Consider the following 20,712-nt stretch of genomic DNA (forward strand, 5'->3'; position numbering starts at 1 on the left):
CCTAGCGGCCAGCTTTAAGGCAGCCCACCACCACCAGCACTGCCGCAGTGGGTAATCGCCAGTCGAGCACACTCATGCCTGCCAGAACCAGTAGCAGTGCGGCTAGAATCGGCACGCCATACGCTAAGCTGCCCACTAGGCTGGCGTGCCCCCAGCGCAGTGCTTTGTCCCAAGCCACCATGGCCACGCCGTAAGGGCCTAACCCCAGTGCAATGCCTGCTAGCAACGCTTCCCCGCTGGGTAAAGGGAGTTGTCCTTCAAGTAGCAGGCTAGCGGCCACGGCAATAGCACAAGCGATCAGCAGCAGTCGTGGCAGTAGCGGTGTCAACGCCACTGGGGCTGCCTGGCTGAGCCATGAATAAAACGCCCAACAGCAGGCAGCCAGCAGTGCTAATGCGTAGCCAGTGGTAGCGCCCCCTAATCCGCCGCTGATGGCTTGAGGAACCAGCAGTAACGCTGCGCCTGAAAACGCAATCAGCGCACCGACAACGCCTGCGATGCGCAGACGGCCAAAGCGGCTCCACTGACTAAGCAGCACAAAGAGCACGGGCCAGGTATAAGTAATCAGCGCCGCTTCAGCGGCGGGCGCTAGCCGCATACCTATAAAGTAAGTACTCACCGCGCCAAAAATAAGTAACGGAATGCCCACCCAGACACTTAACTGCCAAACCGCGCCGCTGGCAGCAACATTAACCCGGCGGCTCAGCGGCAGCGTTGCCATCGCCCCCGCAAGCAGTGTTACGGCGGTTAGCTGTAAAGGCGGTGTCGACTTGGCAAACTCTGACAGCAGCGGCGCGGCGCTCCAAAGCATCACGGCCACCAGTGCCGCACCAACACTGTACCAACGTGGAAAAAGGGCGGGGGAGTGAACGCGATGCATCGGAGGTCTCCTTGATTTGAGCATGTGCTGAGCAGCATACTCATCATCAAAGCATCACAATATCGATCTTTTATGATCGTTTTGATCAAGAATGGTGATATATGCGCGCGCCCACCCTAGACCTAACCCTGCTTCGTACTCTGGTGGCAATTTCGGATACTGGTAGTGTGACCGCCGCCGCCAAACGTTTGGCTTACACGCAGTCTACGGTAAGTATGCAGCTGCAGAGGCTGGAGGCGCAGTTATCGCTAATACTGCACGAGCGGGAAGGACGGCGAATACGCTTTACTTCAGAAGGCGAGCGCCTACTTAACCATGCCCGGCGGCTGCTGGCGCTTAATGATGAAGCATGGAGTGATATGCAGGCGCGCCAAGTTACCGGTGACCTCACGTTAGGCATACCGGAAGATTACGCCTCGCTGCTGCCCTCGGTGTTTGCTTACTTTAATCAGCTCTACCCGGCGGTGGGGCTCAAGGTGATCTGCGGTACCAGCGCCCATCTCGTAGAGCAGGTAAAAGCCAAAGAGCTTGATCTGGCACTGGTGACACGCCAACGCAACTCGCCAGGGGGCGATGTAATCCGTCGAGAGCCTTTGCTGTGGGCCGTCGGAATGCACCAGCAGCCGCTGCTAAGCGATCCATTGCCATTAGCGCTTTATTCGCCGGGGGCTGACGTGTTTCGTGAAGTCGCCGAGCAGGCGCTGCAGTCGGCAGGGCGCAGTTGGCGTGTTGCCTATACCAGCCAATCCATGGCCGGTCTGGCGCCGATTGTGACCGCGGGGCTCGCGATAGTGGTGGTGACGCGCAGCATGCTGACGCCGGCGCTAAGGCCACTGGATGAGAGCAGTGGCCTGCCTGCGCTGCCAATGATCGAGCTGGCGCTTCACCGCGCACCCCACCGGCCCTCAGAGCCAGCGCGGCGCTTGGGTGAGTTAATACGTGAGCAATTAGCCGTGCCTGACTAGGCTATATAAACACCGATCGTAGCGATTCAACCGTTCCCAGCAGGCAGTAGAGGAAAAGCATTGGGTAAAAGTAACACTTAACGTTGAGGGCAGCGAAGTGCTTTAATCAGCGAAAGGGAACGTTACTGACTAGACTAAAAAGCAAATAAATTTGCTGTTAGGAGCACTACATGCACGAACTGGATCGTTATATCTACCCGCACCGGGTGCTGCACTGGCTAGTGGCGGGTGCCGTGTTACTCTCGTTGGCTAGCGGTTTGACGCTAGGCTTTCTGGGGTTTGAGCGCACCGTTGCGTTGGTAGGCAATACGCTCACGAACTTGCTTTATACCAGCCACAAAACGCTCGGCGTATTGATATTATTGCTGATGACGCTGCGCATTATTACTCGGCTGGCGTTTGTGGTCCCAGATCATGAACCACCTTTAAATGCGTTCGAGCGGATTGTTAGCTCCAGTGTGCACCACTTGCTCTATTTAGCGCTCATTATTATGCCGTTACTGGGCTGGGCCGCCACTGCTAGCGGCGGCTTTCCAGTAGAGTTTTTCCACTGGCATTTGCCCGGTTTACTTGCTGAGCGTGAGCAGCTCTCTGAACAACTTTTCATGTGGCATGGGCGGTTAGGCTGGATCATTTTAGGCTTAGTGGTATTACACGTTGCTGGCGCAATATTCCATTGGAAAATCAAGCGTGACAACGTTATGAAGCGCATGAGCCTGTTTGACTAGAATTAAGAACTCGCCGAGCCGTAGCGATAGTAAGCGGCGGCTTGGCTTGATTTAACTGCATACATATTGCTATCAGCTTCACTCAGCAAGCTTTCAAGCGTGGCATCCTCTGCGCCGTGACAGGTGCTTACCCCAATACTGACGCTAACACTGACTTGCTCACCGCCGGGAAGGTTGATCGGCGAACAGATGGCTTGGTCAATACGCGCCAGAATAGGCGCTAACGTATCGCCGGTGCCTATATTCTCCATGATAATAATGAACTCATCGCCTCCATACCGGGCACAGTGATCATTGGTGCGCGCTAAGTGGACGATGCGTTTGGCTATTTGCTGTAAAACAAAGTCGCCTGCTTCATGGCCATAATTATCATTAATAGGCTTAAAGCGATCCAGGTCGAGCATTAATAGCGCCAAACGATGACCATGCTGACGATTACGCTGTAGCGCACCTTCGGCAGAACGCATCAGTCCATGGCGATTCAGCAGGCTAGTGAGTACATCATGATTGGCCAAATGCTCCAATGCTTTGGTGCGGGCAGCGACTTTTCGTTCCAATAGGGTTTCCTGTTTCTTGAGTGCTGCCAACATCGCGCTTTGAGTTCTCTCTTTTTGCCGTTTAAGTTTATTGAAGCGCGATGCTAAGGCAAACGAGAGCAATAACATTTCCAGTGCTGAGCCAATTTGAATACCGTGCAGAGTAATAAAGTTGGCTGGTAGTAGGCTCAGGTTACGCAGCGCAAAGACACCAGTACCTAGTAAAAATAGTGACCAAGCAAATACAAACAGCCGAGCACTGGGTACGCGTTGCAAACTACAGTAGCTGCCGCATAGCAGAAGCAGTAAAGCGGCCATAAAGCCCGTCACATCCATGAGGTGAAGCGCCGAGGGAGTGGGCAATAACAGGGTGGCAATCACTGTCAACCAGCAGTAACTGCGAAAGGTGCTCAATACGTTGTGCCAGCGGGGGCAATAGGTCTTCGTGTTAAGAAAACTTTGCGCAAACAGTGTGGCCATGGTGGAAGCGAAGGTAAAACCGAGTGCCACGAGACGAGCCGTGTTATCACCCAGAAAGCTCCAAAACATCAGTGTACCGATGCCGTTAAAGGTCAGAATAGCGAGAGCAAAGCCGCCGACAAAGAGCGAATAATGAAGAAAAACCCGTTCCTTTAAGCCAAAAAATAGCAGTAAGTTATATAAACCCATTGCCAGCAGCATACCGAAGTAGGTAGCCAGCCAAAAATTATGGCGATCGTTTTGGGTATAAAACGCCTCGGGCGTTATTAGCTTGTAGTTGAGCATTTTGCTGCCTGAGGCAGCCACATGGGTATACAGCGTTACGCGTTCATGGGCAGCAAGCTCTAGTGAAAAAACCGCCTGACGATGGGCTAGCGCACGCTGTTCAACCGGGACTGCACTACCGCTGCGCTGTGCCTCAATGCCCTGCTGGCGCAGGGTGTAAAGTGTGACGTAATCCAAGAATGGGTACTCAAACTGCACCATCCAGCGCTGGGTTTCTGGCGAGTCATTACGCACTTGTGTTCTAAGCCACACATCATGACGGGTATAGCCGAAGTTTAAATCCTCTTCGTGATGGGAGTGCTTAAAATCAGGCGGGTGAGAGAGTAAGTTATTAAGCGTGATTGATTTATCAGTTGCATGCCAAAATTCACTGTAAGGGGCAAGCGAGTAGCTCGCCTGGTTTGGCGCTACTGATAAGAGAGTATTTGCATGTGCCCAAGGTACCCAACATCCAGCCAACAGCAGCAATAGGCCGGTGTAAACACTCGCCGTTAAACGTCGAACATGCATATCACATCGCTTTTTTTAGTTTTTAACCCGTCCATGTCCCCTGGGTTCCCTTACCCTTGCCGGGGCCGCCCACCGTTCTAGAGCTCAGGTGAGTTTGCGGTTTACTCACCATCTTGCACTAACGCGGTAGAGAAAAAACATCATTACCAAATTTTTCTGTGTCGCGCGAGAAGCATTTTTAGTGTAGGCAGGTTTGAAAAAAGTCACTGTTTAAAACTTTCATACTTAATAAATGATATGACTCAAGTGCTGGGTAAGCCGTTGAATCAACTCTCCGCTATGGCGCCAAAAATGCCAGTAGAGCGGCACCGATAAAGAGTGACCTGGCGCCACGCTGACCAGTTGGCCGCTTTGCATGAGTTCCTTTGTCTGCAGCTGCGGCATCATGCCGTAACCCATCCCCGCCGAGGCTAAGCGAACAAAACCTTCTGAAGAGGGGCAGAGGTGATAAGGAAAGTGGCTGTGGAAACCAAACAGCGCCATAAACCGATGCTGTAACTGGTCGTGGGGGCCGAAAACGATGGCTGGTGCACGCTGAAAGTTCTCTGTCGTCGGACCATCTGAAAAATAGCGCTCAACGTATTCAGGGGTTGCCAGGGGATGGTAGCGCATTTCCCCTAACGCTACGCAGCGCGCCCCGGCAATCGGTTGCGGTGTGGCGCATAGGCACGCCGCTACATCTCCATCGCGCAACCGCTTGAGTCCGACATCTTGATCTTCAATCACAAGGTCCAGTAACACGCCTTCTTGCTGACAAATAGTGGCAACAGCCTCGGCCCACCAGGTGACCAGACTGTCCGCATTAATCGCAATACGCAGGCGCGGCGCCTGATCATCTAAGGTGGGTAGTGAGCCACGCAGGTCACGTTCTAATAGCCGTACCTGCTGATAATGGGTTAACAGCCGCTGGCCAGCAGGGGTTGGAGCTAAATGCGGGTGCCGAACCAGCACTGGCTGGCCAAGGCGAATTTCCAGTGCTTTTATACGTTGGGACACGGCAGATTGTGACAGCCCCAATTCATCCCCCGCGCGCTCAAAGCCGCCGCACTCCACTACGGTCGCCAAGGCATGAAGCAGTTTGTAATCGAGCATGGCGATGTTCCAAGTTCAGAAGAGTAATGACGTTAATCAAAAAGTGATGATGAAACAAATGCCTCCCAAAGCAAATGAAAATCAGTTCTTTATTGACTTGACCCATCAGTGCGGCACAATTCGCCGCTTATACAGCAATGGTGGAAGGCAATAATGGAGCTGCTGCGCTTAGTATTTCGTCATTACCGCTGGCCTTTTTTAGGCGCGATGGGTCTGAGCCTGTTGAGCGCTGGCCTCGGGGTGGGCGTTATTGCGTTTATCAATCAGCGGTTAATAGAGGTCGGCAGCCTGGCTGCATTACCGCAATTTCTAGGCCTTTTGGTGGTACTGCTTGCGGTCACCCTAGGCACTCAGTTGGCGCTCACTTTGCTGGGGCATTACTTTGTGTTCGACCTGCGCTCACGCTTGGTAAAACGCATTCTTGATACCGATATTGAGCGTTTAGAGCAATTAGGTAATTCCACATTGCTGGCTAGCCTTTCCAGCGATGTGCGCAATATCACCATCGGTTTTGTGCGTTTGCCGGAATTGATTCAGGGTGTGGTGCTAACGCTGGCTTCGGTGGCTTATTTGGCATGGCTTTCGCCGCAAATGGTGGTGATCACCGTGCTGTGGATGGCGTTCACCATGGGCGTAGGCTGGTGGTTGGTCTCTAAGGTATATCGCCATTTTCACCTAGTGCGTGAAAGCGAAGACCGCTTGTATAAAGATTTCCAGGCGGCCATTGAAGGGCGCAAAGAGTTGGCACTGAACCGCGACCGTGCCCGGCGCTTTTTTGATGAGCGCTATACTGCCAATGCCCGCGATTATCGCCACCATATTATCCGCGCTGACACTTACCATTTAAGTGCTAACAACTGGTCTAACATTATGATGCTAGGCGCCATCGGTGTGGTGTTTTTCCTCTCTAATGGGTTGGGTTGGGCGAATACCACGGTGGCCTCCACCTTTGCTTTAACGCTTTTGTTTCTTCGCACGCCGCTGATTCAAGCGGTGGGTGCGTGGCCAACGCTGATTAGTGCTCAGGTTGCGTTTGATAAATTGAGCAGTCTGGAGCTAGCCGAGTACCAGCCAAGCTTTGCGGTAGATGATACTCTCGCCGATTGGCAGCGCCTTGAGTTGGTCGATGTCACTTACCACTATCCGCACACTGAGCAAGGCGAAGGTTTTAAGGTAGGGCCAATTAATCTCACTCTGGCGCGTGGAGAGCAGGTCTTTCTGATTGGTGGGAACGGCAGCGGCAAGTCGACCCTGGCAAGACTACTTTCGGGGTTATACCGCCCACAAAGCGGTTTCATTAAAGTCGATGGGCAAGTGATCAGTGCCGCCCAGTGGGGTGCATTTCGCGCCCGTTTTGCTAGCGTGTTTACCGATTTTCATCAATTTGATCAGACCATGGGCCCTGCCGGGCTCCCCGCTGACACGCACGTCGTTGATACCTGGCTTGAGCGACTGCAGATGCAGCATAAACTACAGTGGGAAGGGGATCGCGTCATCAATACCCAGCTTTCCCAAGGGCAACGCAAGCGTTTGGCGCTACTGCTGGCGATTGCAGAAAAGCGCGATATCTTACTGCTGGATGAGTGGGCGGCGGACCAGGATCCGCAGTTCCGGCGGCTGTTCTACCGCGAGCTGTTACCGCACTTAAAAGCGATGGGCAAAACCGTTTTCGCCATCAGCCATGACGACAGTTACTTCGTCCACGCTGACCGCTTGCTGGAGATGTCAAAGGGGCAATTAAGCGAGCTGAAGGGCGAGGAACGCGTGCGAGCAAGCGAGGATGCGGTAACACAAATTAATATGTAACGACTATGGTCTCGCGACTTGTTTGGCATGCTTGCGTGCTTGTAGGTCGCAATCTTCCAGTGGACAGTTGCCGCAGGTATCAAACTCGTCCAGTAAATAGCGCAGGCAGCAGAGCTTGCGCACTCGCTTAACTTCCTCGCTACCCTTGGGCGTAAAGTGCTGCACTGGCTGAAATAGCGGGTTACGTTTGCCGTTGGGCAGGGTACGCGCTTCTAACAGCGCTTTAGCGGCTTCGAGCGCCGCTTCATTGACCAGTGGGTGCTCGGCCAGCGCACGCACGTAGTAATCCAAGTAACCACCGGCATTGCTCCAGAACACCCGCTGCGCAGCGCCGGAGATGGCCGCTAACTGCTCAATCAACGGCGCCCAGTGCTGATCAATTAACGTTGTAAAGCGCTCATACGGGTCGTAGGTGGTTAAACTCGCGCCTTCGTTGGGTAACCATAGCCGCGATGTAGCACCTTTTTCGGTGAAGATGACTTGAAGGTCATCCAGCCCCACCGGTAGGTCTCGGTTAAGCAGCAAATTGGCCGTGAGTGTGGGCACGGTCAGGGCGCTGAAGTGCCACTTTGACCAAAGGGATACCACTGCTCGTGAGTCACCGCCTGGGTACTGTGCAGAGAAGCGCTCTAGGTCCTGTTTGAGCCAGTTACCATCCCGCCAGCGGGCGGCTTTGAACGCTTCCAGCGGTGGTGCGCTGCCAATAAGGGGCGGCATAAAGTTCGCCAACGGCCCGGTGTAGCAAGCGGCCAATGAAGGCTCGAACAGTTGTGGCTGACGCAGGGCAAGGGGCATAACCAGACTCCAACACTAGGCGCTGGGAAAATAACAGTATGTTCAGCTTAATCGATAATGCGTATCAGTTGAAGTGCTTGATTGAGAATGAGTGCTTTTAAAAGTGCCGCCCACGGAGAATAGCGTTATTGCGCTACGGCGATATTGTGCTCTCCATTAGGGTGTTTCATGACCTGCATAGGCAGGCCGTAAATCGCTTCTAGAGTGCTATCGCACATCATGTCGCCCGGTGTGCCGTGGGCTAGCAGGCGGCCACTATGCAATGCCATCAGCTCATCGCAGTAACGCGACGCCATATTAATGTCGTGCAGAACGATAATCACGCCTAGGTTAAGCTCATCACATAGCTTGCGAATTAATGCCAGCACTTCCATTTGGTGAGCGATATCCAACGCCGCCAGTGGCTCATCCAATAGCAGAAAACGGCTGCCTTGAGCCAGCAGCATGGCCAGCCACACCCGCTGGCGCTCGCCGCCAGAAAGGGTGTCAACCAGGCGGTCGGCAAAGGCTTCAGTGTGGGTTAGCGCAATGGCGCGCGCCACGGCGTCTTTATCCTTTTGCGTGTGGCGGCCTAGCAGCCCATGCCAAGGGTAGCGACCAAACCCCACCAGTTCACGCCCGGTCAGGTTTTCGGCGCTGGGTAAATGCTGCGGCAAATACGCCACTTGGCGCGCGAATTCGCGATTTCCCCAGTCACTCAGCGGGCGCTGGTCAAAGTGGATCCCACCCTGGCTTATCGACTGCTGCTGTGCCATTAGCTTGATCAGCGTCGATTTCCCCGAGCCGTTATGGCCAATCAAGCCGTAAACCTTGCCTTCATGAAAGGAGTGCTCAATGGGATTCAGAATTGGTTTGCCATTGATTTCAAAGGTGGCGCCTTTGACCTCGAACATGAATGACTCCTGGGAGCGGGGTAAATAACAATGGCTCCATTCTAGTGCTAATGGTTCTCATTTTTAACAAAAATATGAAAAAAGATTTCCGTTTAAGGCTTCTTTTATCTTGCGGCTTTCTCCCGCAATCAGGTTATCAATTGTAGCGCTAATAGTTATCATTTAGAATTATCTGTTTTTTAACCACTACCGTCCAGAAATTGCTAAGGCGCAGATCATGCCTCTCATAATGGTGTTGCAAGAAATGAAGGTGCTTGGGGCGCCAACTACTGTTTTCATTCCTGTGCTGAATCCGGCGGCGATACGGGCCAACGCATCATGTTAGGTTCAGTACTGTTAGCTCAGAAAATGCGTGGCCTATCGCCTGCAAAAGCCTGCCTGTTACTTAGTTTGCCGATGTTTGTTCTTTTTTGGGTAAGCCTGCAGGGCCAAGGTGGTTTTACGCTGGGGCTGCGGGCGTTAGTGGCGCCCTCATTCGAAAACGTTAATGAACTATTGCTCTATTTCACGTGGTGGCCGCGCCTTTCGATTGCGCTACTGGCCGGGGGCGGTTTAGGGTTGGCAGGCGTGCTCATGCAGCAGGTGCTTCGCAACCCATTGGCCTCGCCCACCACGCTTGGCGTGGCCTCGGGCGCTAATCTGGCGCTGATGACTGCCACCTTGCTGGCGCCGGGGCTGCTCGTTGCAGGGCGCGAATGGGTCGCCTTATTGGGCGGGGCGCTGGCGGTGGGGTTAGTTTTCCTGCTCTCGTGGCGGCGCGGTTTAGCGCCGATTGTGGTCGTGTTGGCCGGGTTGGTGGTGAATCTGTACTTGGGGGCACTCTCCACGGCGCTGCTGTTGTTTAATCACGAAGCGCTCTCGGGGCTGCTGATCTGGGGCGCGGGTTCGCTGGCGCAAAATGGTTGGGACGGCGTTGCGATACTTTGGCCCCGGCTGGCGATTAGCTGCGTGGCCGCGTGGTTTTTGCTGCGCCCCTTGGCGGTGCTGGAGCTGGATGATGCCAGTGCCAAGAGCCTCGGTGTATCGCTTGCCTATTTACGCTTTGCGGGCATGGGGCTGGCGGTGTTTATTACCGGCAGCATTGTTAGCGTGGTGGGCATTATTGGTTTTATCGGTTTGGCGGCACCCAATATTGTGCGCATGGCTGGCGCGCGCCGGTTAGGGCCACGGTTACTCTGGTCGACGCTATTGGGAGCCGTCCTGCTGGCAACAACGGATCTGTTGTTACAGCAGTTCTCTGGTATGGCAGCAACGTTGATTCCCACCGGGGCGATTACCGGTGCCTTAGGTGCGCCACTATTAATGTGGCTAATTCCGCGTTTAAAGCTACAGGGAGATCGGCCACCGAAAAGCACGGGTGTCTTCACGCACCGTCATCCTGCACCCTCGCGGTTAGCCGCTGGCTTACTACTCGCGCTACTCGCCGCGACAGTGCTAGGCCTGCTATTTGGCCAGGGGGTGGATGGTTGGTATTGGCTTGCACCTAATAACTGGGGCGTAATGCAGTGGCGCCTGCCTCGCGTCATGGCAGCCGCGGCAAGCGGCTTGATGCTGGCGATTGCAGGTACGATTCTACAGCGCCTTTCTGCCAACCCCATGGCCAGCCCTGAAGTGTTGGGCATCAGCGGTGGCTGTGCTATTGCGCTAATTCTCGGCATTTTCTTACTGCCCGCACCCACCAATATGATGCTGATTGGCGTAGGCACTCTAGGCGCGTTTGCAACACTGCTGGTACTGGTGGGTATCAACCGCAAGAGTGGCTTTCTCCCCGAGCGTTTGCTGCTTACTGGGGTGGCGATCAGTGCGCTGTTCGATGCGGTGCGCAGCGTAATACTGGCGGGCGGCGACCCCCGCGGCCAGCAGGTCATTGCCTGGCTGGCAGGCTCTACCTACTACGTGGATATCACCAATGCGGTGGTGGTCGGGGGGATTGCTGCGGTGCTGGCACTGGTGACGCTGCCCTTTACCCGCTGGCTGGATATCTTGCCCTTAGGCGCGCCGACGGCCAAGGCGCTTGGGGTAACCCTCAACCGCGCCCGCTTGGCGCTGCTGCTGCTTGTCGCGCTGTTAACCGCCTGCGCCACGCTGGTCGTGGGGCCGCTTTCGTTTATTGGCCTACTGGCGCCGCATATGGCGCGGTTGGTGGGTTTCTCCAGAGCTAAGCAGAATCTGCTAGGAGCGGCATTGATCGGCATGCTGCTAATGGTGCTGGCGGATTGGGTAGGGCGTCAGATTATCTTCCCTTACGAGATACCGGCAGGCTTGGTCGCTTCACTGATTGGCGGTGCCTACTTTATGTGGGGGCTGCGGCGGCTTTAATTCGCTAAAAGCATCCCTTTATAAGTAAAACTGATGCCCCATTAGCAGGATGATTATTAGTTATCCAGCTTGCTCGTTATCTTAGTGCCACGTTTGTTTAACACGATACTTATTCTGGCACTGGGAGCTAGGCAATGTGGGAAAGCTACTTCACCGGGCTGCTGGTATGCGGCGGCATCATCATGGCGATTGGGGCGCAGAACGCTTATATCTTAGGGTTGGCTATTCGCCGCGAGTATCACTGGTGGTCGGCGGGGCTGTGCATGAGTGCGGATATTATCCTGCTCACGGCGGGTATGTTTGGGGTGAGCGCCTTTCTGCTGACGATGCCCAGTGCGCTGGAGGCAATGCGCTGGGTGGGCGTGGTGTTTTTAAGCTGGTTGGCGGCGCAGGCGTTATTTAGAGCCGTCAGTGGACGGCAAGGGTTGAGAGCCGAAGCGGGCAAAGCGCCTAGCTTAACGAAAGTGATTTTCGCAACCCTTGCCGTCACCGTGCTCAACCCTCAGGTCTACCTGGATACGCTGCTGTTGATACCCGCCATCGGCGCTCAGCAGGAGAGCGCCGGTGTTTTTGTGGCAGGGGCATCTACGGCCTCCATACTCTGGTTTAGTCTGCTGGCCTGGGGTGGCGCCGCACTTTCGCCTTGGCTGTCAAAGCCTATCGCTTGGCGCATCATCGATGGTCTGATTGGGTTAATGATGGCAGGCATCGCCGTTCATCTTGCCCTGGGAGCAACTTCTCTTAGCTAAACCGCTTAGTGAGCAAGTTAGTTAGCATTTAGTGACGGCTGAAATAGGCCTCCATCACCGCTACTACTTTATCAATATCGGCATCATTGATATCGTGATGGACCACAAAACGGGTGGCGTACAGTAACTCAATTAATATGCCATGCTCTTTTAGCCAGGCGGATAGTGGCTGGACATGGGCGTCGGGAATTTGTGCAAATACCATATTGGTGGCTTGCGAGGTGATCTCTACCCCTGGCAGTTTCTCCAACCCTTCCGCCAATCGAGCGGCACGGCGGTGATCTTCGCTGAGATCGGTAACGTGGTGATCCAGGGCGTATTGACAGGCCGCAGCGATAATGCCCACTTGTCGCATACCACCGCCTACCATTTTGCGTAAACGGCGAGCCTTATCAATCAGCGTTTGAGAACCCACCAACGCCGACCCCATCGGTGTCCCTAGGCCTTTTGAAAAACAAAGGGAAACGCTATCGAAGGGCAGACAAAGCTGTTTAAGCGATGTATCGGTAGCGATGGCGGCATTAAATAGACGTGCGCCGTCTAAGTGTGTTGCCAGCCCGCGTTCGCGAGCAAGATCGGTCGCTTTTAGCACATAGTCTGCCGGGAGTACCTTGCCGCCAATGGTGTTTTCCAACGCCAACAGTTTACTGCGGGCAAAGTGAAAATCGTCGGCTTTAATCGCGGCGCTTAGTTTTTCCAGAGGTAGCGAGCCATCGTCCGCATTCTCAATGGGTTGGGGTTGGATGCTCCCCAATACCGCCGCGCCACCGCCTTCATAGCGATAAGTGTGGGCTGACTGCCCAACAATGTACTCATCACCGCGTTCACAGTGAGCCATTAGCGCCACTAGGTTGCTTTGTGTGCCGCTAGGAAATAGCAGCGCGGCTTCCTTGCCTGCCTGCTCGGCCAGGTTGGCTTGAAACGCATTCACCGTTGGGTCATCGCCCCACACATCATCACCTACCGGCGCTGCCATCATGGCTTCCAGCATGGCGGGAGTGGGGCGGGTCACCGTATCACTGCGTAAATCAATCATGCAGATCTCCTTTTTTGTGTAAGGGCAACAACTTAGATTAAATTTTTTAAGCAAGTTTATAAGAACCATCTATGGTTAACAGCATACTGCAAGTCTCTCAAGCATAGGCAACCCGATGGATCTAAAAAGTGGCTACCCCTTTTGGGCTGTAAAAAACGGCCTGCTTAAAGCGTATCCCCCGCTTGCTCGCGATCACCAATGCGATATTGTCGTCATCGGTGGTGGTATTACGGGGGCGTTAATTGCGGACGAGTTAAGCCGCCATGGTCATTATGTCGTGGTGCTTGAACGGCGTGATATTGGCTGGGGCAGTTCCGCCGCCAGCACTGCTTTATTGCAATATGAAATTGATACCCATATGACGGAGCTCGCGAAGCTTTATGGAGAAGCGAATGCTGTGCTCGCTTACCGTGCCTGTGCTGAGGCGATTAGAGAGCTCGAAACGTTAGCGGCAGGGTTGGGGGATGTGGATTTTGCGCGTCAACAAAGCCTTTATTATGCCAGTGATGAAGAGGATGTTGCGTCACTCAAAGAAGAGCTAGCGCTGCGCCAAAAGCATGGTTTCGACGCCTCTTGGCTTGAGCGCGACACTATTTTAGCCGATTACGGTTTTGCAGCACCGGGCGCTATTCTTACCCAGTTGGCCGCCAGTATTGACCCCTACCGTATGGCTTATCAGCTGTTTGCCAGGGTGGTTGAGCGTGGTGGTGAGGTATATGACCGAACACAAATGGAGACGATGACGCCGGATGATCAGGGAGTCACGCTGACACTGACCAATGGCTCCAACCTGCGCTGCCAGCACGTGGTGATGGCGGCAGGCTATGAATCGCAAGCTTGGTTGCCGGAAAGCGTGGCGATCAACCGCAGTAGCTACGCGCTAATCACCGATCCCCTCTCACCCAAAGCACTGGGTAAATTACGCCATACCATGGTGTGGGAGTCTGCGCGGCCCTATCTCTATCTACGAACTACCTGCGATGGCCGCTTGCTTGTAGGTGGCGACGATGATGATGAAGATATCCCCCAGCGTCGCGACGCGCGGGTCGAAGAGAAAGCCCAGGGGCTGGCGAGCAAAGTAGAGGCGTTGTGGCCTAAGCTGGATATTAATCCAACGTTCTCGTGGGGCGGTACGTTTGCCGAAACCAAAGACGGATTGCCATTTTTTGGCCCCCATGAGGCCCATGGGCCCCGCGTACACTTCGCCATGGCATATGGTGGCAATGGCATTAGCTACAGCATGATCGGTGCAAAATTACTGCGCGCGCTGATCGAAGGAGAAGAGCATCCGCTGGCAGAGCTATTTTCATTCAAGCGGATAGCTACAACCACCTGACCATCAAAAACCACCTAATCATCACAAAACACCTAAGCACTTAAAACAGAGTTCACAGCGCCCTTAAAATTTAGCAGCGAGCCAAGGAGAAACGGGTATTCTTATGGGATACCCACCAGAGTAGAGGACAATGAGCCACACACTATTTTTAAGGGCACTGGAGCGCAATGATTTGCGCTTTGTCCACGAGCTCAATAATAACCAGAGCATCATGTCGTACTGGTTTGAGGAACCTTACGAGTCATTTGATGAGTTGGAAGAGCTATATAACAAGCACATTCATGACAATGCCGAACGGCGCTTTGTCGCGGAAAATAGCCATGGTAACGCGATTGGTTTGGTGGAGCTGATTGAGATCGACTACATCCACCGCAGCGCTGAATTTCAAATCATCATTGCTCCCGATCATCAGGGCAAAGGGTTTGCTCGTTCGTTGATTCACCAAGCGTTGCACTACTCGTTCACGATCTTAAACCTGCACAAGGTGTATCTCATTGTGGCGGTGGAAAACGTCAAAGCGATCCATCTTTACGAGGAGAGCGGTTTTATTGAGGAAGGGCACCTAGTGCAGGAGTTCTTTATCAATGGCAAATATAGGGATGTGAAGCGTATGTATATCCTGCAGGACGCCTACCTCGGCCAGATAGATAGCGTCGATGCGCCAGAATCTAACTGGCTGTAAGCGTTACAGCAAAACGCCCTAATAAAACTACACAATAAAACGCCTCGCGGAGACGAGGCGTATGAATAGTGTTAACTACTTATCCCTTTAGCCTAAGTAGGCCTTGATCGCGTCAAAGGCCGCGCGCTGTTGTCGTGCGCGGTGTGCCCATACTTCCATAATATCGGCATCCCTTGTCTGTCCTTGATTCACTGAGTGTTGCATAGCGTCCACTCCCTTTTCAGAGGTTAAGTGAAAGGCCTTATTCATAGCCTTTTTTGTACACAAATTAATTTGTGCGAAGCAGCATTTTAGTTCTGGGTAGGATAATAAGGGCTTTTGCGAGCTTCGGGTAGTCCAAATGATGTAGGTAATTTGCCATTTTGTGTAAGCATATGCTTACAATTAGCCTACTGACACCTCTATCCATTTGAATGAAAAAGTTTTTCATAGTCATAAAAAGCCGGGAATTAACCCGGCTTCGGTGATTATCTTTTAGTCTTAAAGAGTCAAAAGCACCTGAATTAACCTAAATAGGCTTTCAGCGCCTCGGCTGCGGCACGATGCCACTGGGCATTCAAGCTCCAAAACTCCAGAACTTCATTATCGCGTGCATGGGAGGGTATGAGAAACGTCATAATATGGTCCTCCTAATGGGACTACATATGAAGTATAGCCTCTTTATGCTGCGATGCAGCATAAAAGGTTGTTATAAAACCTCTGGGTAAAGGGGAACAGGCTTAAAATAAAATATGTTATTGTTAATAAAAGACTAAAAATAACGATAGTATCTTCTAATGACTTATCTCTCTTCCGCCTCGGTTGTACACCATGACAGCATGATAGATGCCCCAGAGGGGCGACTATTAACACGTGTCTGGCAACCAGCCAGTGCCGCGTCCCTTGAACAAAGCCCTATCGTACTGCTGCACGACTCACTAGGTTGCGTTGAGCTATGGCGTAGCTTTCCTGCGGCGCTGTGTGCAGCCACCCAGCGCACCGTAGTCGCCTATGATCGCCTTGGTTTCGGCCGTTCTGATGCCCGCCACGACACGTTGCCATTGAGTTTTATCGATGATGAACCGGCTCAAGATTTCTCTGTCCTTCGTGATGCATTGGATATTAAACGCTTTATTGCCCTTGGGCATAGCGTAGGCGGTTGTATGGCTGTTCACTGCGCGGGGGTATATGCCGATGAGTGCGATGGTTTGATTACCATCTCTGCCCAGGCATTTAACGAAGCACGAACGCGAAACGGTATTGTGGAAGCCAAAGGGGTATTTCAGGCGCCAGAACAGCTTGCCAAGCTGGAAAAATATCATGGTGATAAAGCCCATTGGGTACTCAATGCCTGGACAGAAACCTGGTTAAATCCAGCGTTTGAAAACTGGTCATTAACGCCAGCATTGGCGCAGGTGACGTGTCCCAGCTTAGTTATTCATGGTGAGAAAGATGAGTATGGCTCGCACCGTCAGCCGGAGCGTATGGTTCGCTATATCAACGGCCCTGCACACTGTGAAATGCTGGCCAATATTCACCACGTCCCTCATCGTGAGTGTGAAGCCGATGTAGTGAGTCTGGTCAGCCGGTTTGTTGAATATCGTTCACGCTAGCTACCGTGATGAAAGCCACAAGGAGCCTTATGCGCCTGCGTATTTTGTCTGATCTACACTTGGAGTTTTTCGACGGCAACCGCGAACTGCCAGAAGTGGACGCCGACGTGGTGATTCTAGCTGGCGATATTCATCGCGAGAGCGAAGGGCTTGCCTGGGCGCGTCACCGATTCCCGGACAGGCCCATTATTTATGTACCTGGCAACCATGAATTCTACGGAACATGCATGCCGCAGCTGCGTGAAGAGTTGGCGCGCGAAGCCGAGCGCCTCAATATCGAGCTTTTGGATAATCGCGCGGTAACCCTCGACGGCGTGCGCTTTTACGGCACAACACTGTGGACGGACTTCGCGCTCTATGCCAATGACCCGACCCAAAACCCTGCCCATACCGAGTCAAAAGCACTGCGTTATATGCCCGATTTTAAGATCGTCGAGGCATCTCCTGGTATAACGTTCACCCCGCTAGCGAGCCGCCAGCTACATGCTGAAGCGCTAGCATGGCTTGAAAGCCAACTGGCCCAACCGTTTGACGGCCCCAAGGTGGTGATCAGCCATCATGCACCGCTGCATGAGTGTATTCCTGGCCAATACCTAGGCGACGCGTTATCCCCCGCGTTTGCCTCCAACCTACCGCACCTAATGGGCAAGATGAATATGTGGGTGCATGGGCATGTTCATGAACCAATAGATATTTTGCGCAACGGTACGCGTGTTATCGCTAACCCCGGTGGTTATCCCTATGAGTTCACTCCTGAGTTGTTTAAGCCAGATTTTGTGATTGATGTATGAAAAATTTTTTATTTCATTGGGTTGTGATTATCTGATGGCTATTTTGGCACCCAGAAAAGCTGCTAAGTACCTATAAAAAAGTAATCCGGTATTCGCTGCCGTAACATGAAGATCGTCAGCGGCTTGAAGCGCAGCACGCAGCGTTGAACACGCTAAGCGGCCTGCGGGCCGCTTTTTTATGCATGTTTTTTGGGACTGGTACAAAAACTGGCTAGAATCGGTGTGTGGCGTCGGGTTTTCGGCGGTCACTTCAACACATTGGGTTAGGGGACTTGCTGGGTTTTCTAGGCACCCGAGTGTGAACAAACGCTAACTGGAGAGCATTCCCATGGAGACCCTCGAATTACTCATTGCCCCGCTGCGCGATGGTCTCTATACCATCATGATGCCTGTCAGTAACTTTATCTGGAGCTACATTCTTGTCTATCTACTGTTAGGCGCTGGCCTGCTGTTTACCATTATGACCCGAGGTATGCAGTTTCGTCTGTTTAGGCACATGGCGTATGTGACGTTCTCTGCCCGTGGGGCTGGAGATGGTATTAGTGGCTTTCAGGCCTTTGCGACGTCGATGGCAGCGCGAGTCGGAACCGGTAATCTCGCTGGTGTGGCCCTGGCGCTCTGGATTGGCGGGCCTGGGGCAATTTTCTGGATGTGGGTGACCGCGCTGCTGGGTTTTGCCACCGCGTTTATCGAGTCGACTTTGGCCCAGGTCTATAAGCATCGCAACGAGGATGGCGTATTCCGCGGCGGGCCGGCTTACTATATCGAACGCTGCCTGGGGTGGCGCTGGCTAGGCGCGCTGTTCGCGGTGTTTCTGATTATTGCTTATGGCTTGGCATTTAACGCGGCGCAATCCAATACCATCGCGCAAGGGATGAATGGCGCTTTTGGTATTCCCAATTGGCTGACGGGCGTCGTAATTGCCATCTTGGCAGGTTTTGTCATTTATGGCGGCCTCAAGTCGGTAGCGCGTACCGCTGAGAAAATTGTGCCAGCGATGGCGATTGCTTATCTGCTCGTGGCGCTTTGGATACTGGTCACCAACCTTTCTGCCGTGCCCGACATGCTCTCGCTGATTGTGATGAGTGCTTTTGGACTGGGCCCAGCGGTGGGTGGCGCGGCTGGCTATGCGATCAAAGCGGCAATGGAAAACGGCGTCAAGCGTGGCCTGTTCTCCAATGAAGCGGGCATGGGTTCCACCCCGAATGCGGCGGCCCAGGCGTCCGTCAAACACCCGGCGGCCCAGGGTTTAGTGCAATCTTTCGGCGTGTTCGTCGATACCATCGTGATTTGTAGCTGCACGGCGGTAGTGATTCTGCTTTCTGGTGTTTATGAGCGGCTGATGTCGGAGTCGCCGGGCGATAGTATTGAAGGTATTCAACTGACCCAGGATGCCATGGTGGATCATCTAGGCGGGTTTGGTGAGATATTCATTGCGCTGGCGATTCTGTTTTTTGCCTTTACCTCAATCTTGGCCAACTTCTCGTTCTCGGCGGTGAATATCGAATTCCTGTTCCGCCGTCACGCCGCAAAAGCGGTGAGCGTGTTCAAGGTGATTGTGATCGTCATGGTGCTGCTCGGGTCGGTGGCTGAACTGAGTGTCGTCTGGGACTTTGCCGATCTTGCGATGGGGCTGATGGCGACTACTAACCTGTTTGCGATACTAATCATGGGGCCAATCGCCGTAGCCGTGCTGAAAGACTATGAGCGCCAGCGCCGTGAAGGTATTAAAGAACCACTATTTGACCCTGCCATACTGAAACGCCCAGAGCTTGTGGATGCCGATGTATGGCCAGTGAAAGAGGTCAAGGAAGGGTAGGGTTCAACGGACTGTATCAATAAACGCCTTCGCCCTGGGATCCTGCATATAGGCAACGTTTAGCCGGAGCCAGGGGGTTGGTTGATGATCCGCAAAGAATAGATGTCCTGGTGACAGCATTACCTCGCACCGGTCAGCCAGCTCAGAAAGCGCCTCTGGCGTGATGGCGGCCGGTGGCTTGGCCCACACAAACATCCCCCCTGTCGGTTCGGTATAAACCTCCCAGTTTGCCTTTTTGAGAATACCTAGCGCCAACGCCATTTGATTGGCGAGCTTGGCGCGCAGCCGCTCGGTCAGCTTTCGATAGCTGCCGTTCTGCAGCATGGTAGTGACCACTTGCTCCGCAAAGCGCGATGCGGAAATGCTGGTCAGCATCTTGATATCGACCAAGCGCTGCACCTGAGAGGGTGGGGAGGCGATAAAGCCTACCCGCAGCGAAGAGGAGAGGCTTTTTGAGAAGCTACCCAGATAGAGTACCCGACTCAAACCGTCCAAGGCCGCTAGGCGAGTCGTCGGTGCGTGCTGAAAATCCGCGTAGATATCGTCCTCGATAATCTGAAAATCGTGCTGCTCGGCGAGCTGCAGTACCCGGTGAGCCACTGCTGGGGTAATAGTGCTCCCGGTGGGGTTATGAAACACGCTGTTAATGTAAAAAAGCTTGGGTTGGTACTGCGCCAGTAACGCCTCCAGGCGCTTGATATCTGGCCCATCTGCCAATCGCGGTACGCCAATCACGCGGATGCGCTGTAAGTGCAGCAGGCCGAACAGGTTGTAATAACCCGGTGATTCCACGAACACCACATCGCCCGGGTCAAGCAGCATCCTTACCAATAGATCCAGCGAGTGGCTGCCACCGCCGGTCATCACAATCTGCTCGGCATTAGCGGTAATCGATAGGGGCCGCAGGCGTTCCTGGATCAAGCCGCGCAATTCCTCTGGCCCCTGGGGCGTGCTGTACTCGAAAATTCCCGAGCGGCTTTTACGCGCGACCTGGCGGATGGCGTGGGTCAGGTCATTACCCTCGCGCCAATCACTGGGCAGCCAGCCGCAGCCCAGTTTGAGCGTGTGCTCGTTGGCACTGAAAAGCCCCCACAGGCCATTGGTGACCTCTTCCAATCTGCTCGTAGCTGCTGGTTGCGATACCAGTGCTGCTGCGCTATCCGCCACATAAAAACCTGACCCGGGCCGTGAGCGCACTAAGCCAGAAGCTACCAGTCGCTCATAGGCGTCAATCACCGCGTTACGGCTAATGTGATGGGTCGCTGCCAAGCAGCGAATAGAGGGTAAACGGCGGCCACCACCGGCACCGTGCGCTGCAATCCAGGCGCGAATACCGGTTTCGATCTGCTGTGCAATGGGCATGGGGGCGTCGCGGTTAACCTTAAGCTTCATAGCTGACCCTGTGGCTCACAACTGTT

17 protein-coding genes are annotated in these 20,712 nt (G+C 53.6%); 10 read left to right on the forward strand and 7 right to left on the reverse strand.

Features of this window, described 5'->3' with window-relative positions; translation table 11 throughout:
• Position 1: 1 nt before the first annotated feature.
• The gene (locus V8L71_RS16430) at positions 2–880 is read right to left on the reverse strand and encodes a DMT family transporter (protein ID WP_336274805.1); all 879 of its coding nucleotides are present in this window, start codon (positions 878–880) and stop codon (positions 2–4) included.
• 101 nt (positions 881–981) lie between these two features.
• On the opposite strand from V8L71_RS16430, the gene V8L71_RS16435 reads away from it, so the two are divergent.
• Both V8L71_RS16435 and V8L71_RS16440 read left to right on the forward strand, forming a co-directional pair.
• On the forward strand, positions 982–1,845 hold the full coding sequence (locus V8L71_RS16435; RefSeq protein WP_176303326.1) for a LysR substrate-binding domain-containing protein: 864 nt from the start codon (positions 982–984) through the stop codon (positions 1,843–1,845).
• A 170-nt stretch (positions 1,846–2,015) separates the two neighbouring features.
• Positions 2,016–2,573 (forward strand): cytochrome b, encoded by a 558-nt coding sequence (locus V8L71_RS16440; RefSeq protein ID WP_176303327.1) that lies wholly within the window; start codon positions 2,016–2,018, stop codon positions 2,571–2,573.
• A gap of 2 nt (positions 2,574–2,575) precedes the next feature.
• Here the strand turns inward: V8L71_RS16440 and V8L71_RS16445 are convergent, their stop codons facing one another.
• Together V8L71_RS16445 and V8L71_RS16450 are read right to left on the reverse strand one after the other, a co-directional pair.
• On the reverse strand, positions 2,576–4,384 hold the full coding sequence (locus tag V8L71_RS16445) for a sensor domain-containing diguanylate cyclase (protein ID WP_336274806.1): 1,809 nt from the start codon (positions 4,382–4,384) through the stop codon (positions 2,576–2,578).
• 225 nt (positions 4,385–4,609) lie between these two features.
• Positions 4,610–5,476 carry a LysR family transcriptional regulator ArgP gene (locus V8L71_RS16450; RefSeq protein WP_336274807.1) on the reverse strand — a complete coding sequence of 289 codons (867 nt, stop codon included), beginning with the start codon at positions 5,474–5,476 and terminating at the stop codon, positions 4,610–4,612.
• Between the two features lie 153 nt (positions 5,477–5,629).
• On the opposite strand from V8L71_RS16450, the gene V8L71_RS16455 reads away from it, so the two are divergent.
• Entirely contained in the window at positions 5,630–7,282 is a 1,653-nt protein-coding gene (locus tag V8L71_RS16455) for a multidrug ABC transporter permease/ATP-binding protein (RefSeq protein ID WP_336274808.1), read from the forward strand.
• Between the two features lie 3 nt (positions 7,283–7,285).
• On the opposite strand, the gene fhuF is transcribed toward V8L71_RS16455, so the two are convergent.
• The gene (fhuF, locus tag V8L71_RS16460) at positions 7,286–8,077 is read right to left on the reverse strand and encodes a siderophore-iron reductase FhuF (RefSeq protein ID WP_336274809.1); all 792 of its coding nucleotides are present in this window, start codon (positions 8,075–8,077) and stop codon (positions 7,286–7,288) included.
• Positions 8,078–8,202: 125 nt separating this feature from the next.
• Positions 8,203–8,970, reverse strand: a complete 768-nt coding sequence (locus V8L71_RS16465) for an ABC transporter ATP-binding protein (RefSeq protein ID WP_336274810.1) — start codon at positions 8,968–8,970, stop codon at positions 8,203–8,205.
• A gap of 318 nt (positions 8,971–9,288) precedes the next feature.
• Between V8L71_RS16465 and fhuB the strand changes: the two genes are divergently transcribed.
• Both fhuB and V8L71_RS16475 read left to right on the forward strand, forming a co-directional pair.
• A complete protein-coding gene (fhuB, locus tag V8L71_RS16470; protein ID WP_336274811.1) occupies positions 9,289–11,289 on the forward strand; it encodes a Fe(3+)-hydroxamate ABC transporter permease FhuB in 2,001 nt (666 codons plus the stop codon).
• A 134-nt stretch (positions 11,290–11,423) separates the two neighbouring features.
• Entirely contained in the window at positions 11,424–12,038 is a 615-nt protein-coding gene (locus V8L71_RS16475; RefSeq protein ID WP_101148017.1) for a LysE/ArgO family amino acid transporter, read from the forward strand.
• Between the two features lie 28 nt (positions 12,039–12,066).
• On the opposite strand, the gene ltaE is transcribed toward V8L71_RS16475, so the two are convergent.
• Positions 12,067–13,074 (reverse strand): low-specificity L-threonine aldolase, encoded by a 1,008-nt coding sequence (gene ltaE / locus V8L71_RS16480; protein WP_336274812.1) that lies wholly within the window; start codon positions 13,072–13,074, stop codon positions 12,067–12,069.
• Positions 13,075–13,189: 115 nt separating this feature from the next.
• Here ltaE and V8L71_RS16485 point away from each other — a divergent pair, with 115 nt between their 5' ends.
• The 5 genes from V8L71_RS16485 to V8L71_RS16505 all read left to right on the forward strand — a co-directional run bounded on the left by V8L71_RS16485 (position 13,190) and on the right by V8L71_RS16505 (position 19,294).
• The gene (locus V8L71_RS16485) at positions 13,190–14,410 is read left to right on the forward strand and encodes an NAD(P)/FAD-dependent oxidoreductase (protein WP_336274813.1); all 1,221 of its coding nucleotides are present in this window, start codon (positions 13,190–13,192) and stop codon (positions 14,408–14,410) included.
• 130 nt (positions 14,411–14,540) lie between these two features.
• Entirely contained in the window at positions 14,541–15,092 is a 552-nt protein-coding gene (gene speG, locus V8L71_RS16490; protein ID WP_336274814.1) for a spermidine N1-acetyltransferase, read from the forward strand.
• Positions 15,093–15,868: 776 nt separating this feature from the next.
• Positions 15,869–16,684, forward strand: coding sequence for an alpha/beta fold hydrolase (locus V8L71_RS16495; protein ID WP_336274815.1), 816 nt, complete (start codon positions 15,869–15,871; stop codon positions 16,682–16,684).
• 29 nt (positions 16,685–16,713) lie between these two features.
• On the forward strand, positions 16,714–17,475 hold the full coding sequence (locus V8L71_RS16500; protein WP_101148022.1) for a metallophosphoesterase: 762 nt from the start codon (positions 16,714–16,716) through the stop codon (positions 17,473–17,475).
• A gap of 328 nt (positions 17,476–17,803) precedes the next feature.
• On the forward strand, positions 17,804–19,294 hold the full coding sequence (locus V8L71_RS16505) for an alanine/glycine:cation symporter family protein (protein WP_176304913.1): 1,491 nt from the start codon (positions 17,804–17,806) through the stop codon (positions 19,292–19,294).
• Positions 19,295–19,297: 3 nt separating this feature from the next.
• Here V8L71_RS16505 and V8L71_RS16510 read toward each other — a convergent pair whose 3' ends face one another.
• Positions 19,298–20,686, reverse strand: a complete 1,389-nt coding sequence (locus V8L71_RS16510; protein WP_336274816.1) for an aminotransferase-like domain-containing protein — start codon at positions 20,684–20,686, stop codon at positions 19,298–19,300.
• Positions 20,687–20,712 lie beyond the last annotated feature (26 nt).

Source organism: Vreelandella indica (assembly GCF_037070225.1).
In the GTDB taxonomy this organism is placed as follows: Bacteria; Pseudomonadota; Gammaproteobacteria; order Pseudomonadales; family Halomonadaceae; genus Vreelandella; species Vreelandella arctica.